Genomic DNA, 4,110 nt, shown 5'->3' on the forward strand with positions numbered 1-4,110 from the left:
GCGGCGGGCGGCGGTGCGGAAGGTTCCGTGGGGCTGGTCGGGGGTGCCCTCGGAACGGGGGAAGAACTCGTACCAGGAGCCGAACAGGGCCCGCTGGCGTTCCACCAGCAGGGGCAGCGGTTCGGAGGAGGTGACCAGTTCCCGCAGGGGGTGACGGGCCAGGACCTCGTCAACCTCCGGCGCCAACGCCGCCGCCAGCCGGTCGGCGACCGGGAGGGTGTCGTCACGGAGTGTCCGTACGGCTGTGAGCAGCACCGCGTGCAGGTCCGCCTCGGGCACCCCCGCGGCGGCGCGCGCGTAGAGCTCGGCGCCCTCCTCCAGGACGAGCCCGGAGTCGATACCGGCCGGGATCTTGATGCGGGCGGTGTGACGCCACGTGGCGATCGGGTCGCTCCATGCCTCGACGCGGTACGTCCACCGGCCGATGGCGGTCGGGGTGACCCAGGCGCCCCAGCGGTCGGTGCCGGGGGCGAGTTCGCGCATCGTGGTCCATGGGGCCGGACGGCCCTCCGGATCCTTGAGCACCACGTTGGCGGCGACCACACCGTGTCCCTCCCGGAAGAGCGTCGCGGTGACCTCGAAGGTCTCGCCGACGACTGCCTTCGCGGGACGCCTGCCGCACTCGACGAGCGGGCGGACGTCCCTGACGGGGACGCGGCCGACGGCCGGGGCCGGGATCGGGCTCATGGGTCTCACCTCCGCGGTGCTCGGGGATCGGCCGGCGCTGGGCCGAACGGGTGCTGAACGGGGGTCCTACCGCCCTGCCGCGAAACGCTGCCCGGACGGCGGACCGCGTCGGGCGGAACGGGTCTTGCCGGTCTGGTCCTTGCGGGGCCTGCCGTTCTGTTCCGGACGGGGTCTGCCGTTCTGTTCCGGCTGGGGCCGGCCGGTCTGCTCCTGGAGATAGGCGGGCAGGCTCGTCTGGAGGTAGCGCTCGGCGGCCGTCACGGCCTCGCGGGCGCACCGCTTGCCCATCAGGACGCACAGCGTGTAGCCCGAGTCCTCGAAGCTCTCCCGGGCCGCGCGGTCGGTCGGGGACGCGAGCATCGCGCGTTCCCAGGTGCGGTAGCGCCGCAGATGTCTCGCCACCTCGTTCTTGGCGGGCAGCAACATGCGCTGGTCCCTCCCGGCACTCTCGACGGAGCACGCTTCCCTGGGGAGGTCGTGCACGGAGGGGCACCGGCGCCTCACGGAGCCGATGCCTGCACTCATGGTGCACAGGTCGCCACCGGGCGTCTTGTTGGCACTTCAACTACCTCTGAGGTCGCTCGTGTTGCACGAATGGCGTAGCACTCCCACTCTGGAGCTGACTCAGAAGTGATCGGTGCTCACGCTTCGTGCTCACGAGGCGGGAGCTTCGCCGGTGAGGAGCCAACGACGATGAAGACCGCAGTGCCTCGCTACTACCACCTCGACGTGGAGGTCGGTCCGGAACGGGTCGGCCAGGTCAGGCGCATCCTGGCCGCCCACCTCCGGTTCTGGGACCTGGAGACCCTGTCAGGGACCGTCTGCCACAGCGCCGAACTGCTGCTGCGCGCGATCGACGAACACGCCACGGACAAGAACACCTCGATCGAGATGTGGTGGAACGGTCAGCACCTCATCGCGGCGGTCGGCGCGAACGACCGGGAGATGCGCCCGGACCGGGAACTGCGCCCCTGCCTGACCCATATCGCCGCGCTCAGCGACGGCTGGGGCTGCTGCTCGACGGCCACCGGCAGCACCGTCATCTGGTTCACCCAGCGGGCGCCGGTCGACCAGAGCGTTCCCCTGGTGCCCACCGTGCCCGAGCCGGCCCTGCGCGAAGTCCTCCAGGTCCCCCGCGAGACGCACATCGCCCTGCTCGCCGGAGCGCCCGGCGACCAGGCGCCGGACGTGTGCGAGGCCGCGCGGTGACGCTGCGACCGGACCGGACAGGGGTGCCCGTGTGGAGCGGGCACCCCTGTCCGCTGGGTGCCTCCTTCGACGGAACCGGCACCAACTTCGCGCTGTTCAGCGAGGTCGGGGAGCGCGTCGACCTGGTCCTCGTGGACGGCGACGGTGTCCACCGCTCCGTCCCGCTCACCGAGGCCGACGGGTTCGTCTGGCACGGCCACCTCCCCGGGGTCGGACCCGGACAGCGCTACGGCTACCGCGTGCACGGCCCCTGGGACCCCGCCGCCGGCCACCGCTGCGACCCGGCGAAGCTGCTGCTGGACCCGTACACCCGGGCCGTGGACGGGCAGACGGACAACCATCCCTCCCTGTACGAGCCCGGCGCCGACAGCGCCGGGCACACCATGCTCGGCGTGGTCACCGATCCGTACTTCGACTGGGGGGACGACCGCCCGCCCCGGCGGGCCTACGCCGACACCGTCATCTACGAGGCACACGTCCGCGGCCTCACCCGCACCCACCCCGATGTGCCGCCCGAACTGCGCGGCACCTACGCGGGACTGGCCCACCCCGCCGTCGTCGAGCACCTCACCTCGCTGGGCGTGACCGCGATCGAGCTGATGCCCGTGCACCAGTTCGTGCAGGACGGCGTCCTGCGGGACCGCGGCCTCACCAACTACTGGGGCTACAACACCATCGGGTTCTTCGCGCCGCACAACGCCTACGCCGCCCACGGCACCCGGGGCCAACAGGTCAGCGAGTTCAAGTCGATGGTCAAGGCCCTGCACGCGGCCGGCCTCGAAGTGATCCTCGACGTCGTCTACAACCACACCGCCGAGGGCAACGAGAAGGGCCCCACCCTCTCCTTCCGCGGCCTCGACAACTCCTCCTACTACCGCCTCGTGGACGGCGACTGGGGCCACTACTACGACACCACCGGCACCGGCAACAGCCTGCTGATGCGACACCCGTACGTCCTGCAGCTGATCATGGACTCGCTGCGGTACTGGGTCACCGAGATGCACGTCGACGGCTTCCGCTTCGACCTCGCGGCCACGCTGGCCCGGCAGTTCCACGAGGTGGACCGGCTCTCGGCGTTCTTCGACCTGATCCAGCAGGACCCCGTGATCAGCCGCGTCAAGCTCATCGCCGAGCCGTGGGACGTGGGCGAGGGCGGCTACCAGGTCGGCAACTTCCCGCCGCTGTGGTCGGAGTGGAACGGCAAGTACCGGGACGCCGTACGGGACTTCTGGCGCGGACACCCGCACACGCTCGGCGAGTTCGCCTCCCGCCTCACCGGCTCCGCCGACCTCTACGAGCACAGCCGGCGCCGCCCGCGCGCCAGCGTCAACTTCGTCACCGCGCACGACGGATTCACCCTGCGCGACCTGGTCTCGTACGACGACAAGCACAACGAGGCCAACGGCGAGGGCGGCCGGGACGGCGAGAGCGTCAACCGCTCCTGGAACTGCGGGGTCGAGGGACCCACCGACGACCCGCGCGTCCGCGCGCTGCGCGCCCGTCAGCAGCGCAACCTCCTGGCCACGCTGCTGCTCTCCCAGGGCATCCCGATGATCTGCCACGGCGACGAGTCGGGCCGCACCCAGCTCGGCAACAACAACGCCTACTGCCAGGACAACGAGATCTCCTGGGTCGACTGGCGGCCGGACCCCGAACGCGACGCCCTCCTCGCGTTCACCCGCGACCTCATCGCCCTGCGCGCCGCGCACCCCGTGCTGCGCCGCCGCCGCTTCTTCCGCGGCGACACCCCGACCCGCGCCGACCAGCCGCTGCCCGACCTGGTGTGGCTGCTGCCGGACGCCACCGAGATGGCCGACACCGACTGGGACCGCTCCGACGCGCACGCCGTGGCCGTCTTCCTCAACGGCGACGCCATCGCCGAACCCGACCCCCACGGCGGCCGGGTCGTCGACGACTCCTTCCTGCTGCTGCTCAACAGCCACTGGGAGCCCAGGAAGTTCCGCCTGCCGGGTCCCGCGTACGGCGAGCGGTGGGCGAGCCTGCTCGACACGGCCGCGGAGCCGGACGGTGTCCCCGACGAGACGGAGCACAAGGCGGGCGCGGAGATCACCGTCGAGTCCCGGAGCCTGGTCCTGCTGTCACGGCCCTGCCGGGACACCTGACCCGCGCCGGGGGCTCGGGGGGCCTGCGCAGGGCCCGGAGCGGGGTCGGGGCCGGGGGTTGGAATCGGTGGGGACCGGGACCCCGCCGAGG

General features: G+C 71.8%; 4 protein-coding genes. 2 read left to right on the top strand and 2 right to left on the bottom strand.

Features of this window, described 5'->3' with window-relative positions; translation table 11 throughout:
- Together ACZ6BB_RS27810 and ACZ6BB_RS27815 are read right to left on the bottom strand one after the other, a co-directional pair.
- On the bottom strand, positions 1–687 hold a 687-nt coding region (locus ACZ6BB_RS27810), incomplete at its 3' end, for a maltotransferase domain-containing protein (protein WP_471617878.1).
- A gap of 66 nt (positions 688–753) precedes the next feature.
- Positions 754–1,113, bottom strand: a complete 360-nt coding sequence (locus ACZ6BB_RS27815; RefSeq protein WP_471617879.1) for a DUF5133 domain-containing protein — start codon at positions 1,111–1,113, stop codon at positions 754–756.
- Positions 1,114–1,380: 267 nt separating this feature from the next.
- Here ACZ6BB_RS27815 and ACZ6BB_RS27820 point away from each other — a divergent pair, with 267 nt between their 5' ends.
- Both ACZ6BB_RS27820 and glgX read left to right on the top strand, forming a co-directional pair.
- Entirely contained in the window at positions 1,381–1,896 is a 516-nt protein-coding gene (locus tag ACZ6BB_RS27820; protein WP_471617880.1) for a pep a2, read from the top strand.
- 23 nt (positions 1,897–1,919) lie between these two features.
- Positions 1,920–4,019, top strand: coding sequence for a glycogen debranching protein GlgX (gene glgX, locus ACZ6BB_RS27825; RefSeq protein WP_471618110.1), 2,100 nt, complete (start codon positions 1,920–1,922; stop codon positions 4,017–4,019).
- Positions 4,020–4,110 lie beyond the last annotated feature (91 nt).

This window comes from Streptomyces sp. NPDC041108 (assembly GCF_055592645.1).

What these genes read in the sequence shown, in the direction of transcription:
- ACZ6BB_RS27815 (WP_471617879.1), bottom strand. Translation starts at nt 1,113, where the DNA reads ATGTTGCTGCCCGCCAAGAACGAGGTGGCGAGACATCTGCGGCGCTAC.
- ACZ6BB_RS27820 (WP_471617880.1), top strand. Translation starts at nt 1,381, where the DNA reads ATGAAGACCGCAGTGCCTCGCTACTACCACCTCGACGTGGAGGTCGGT.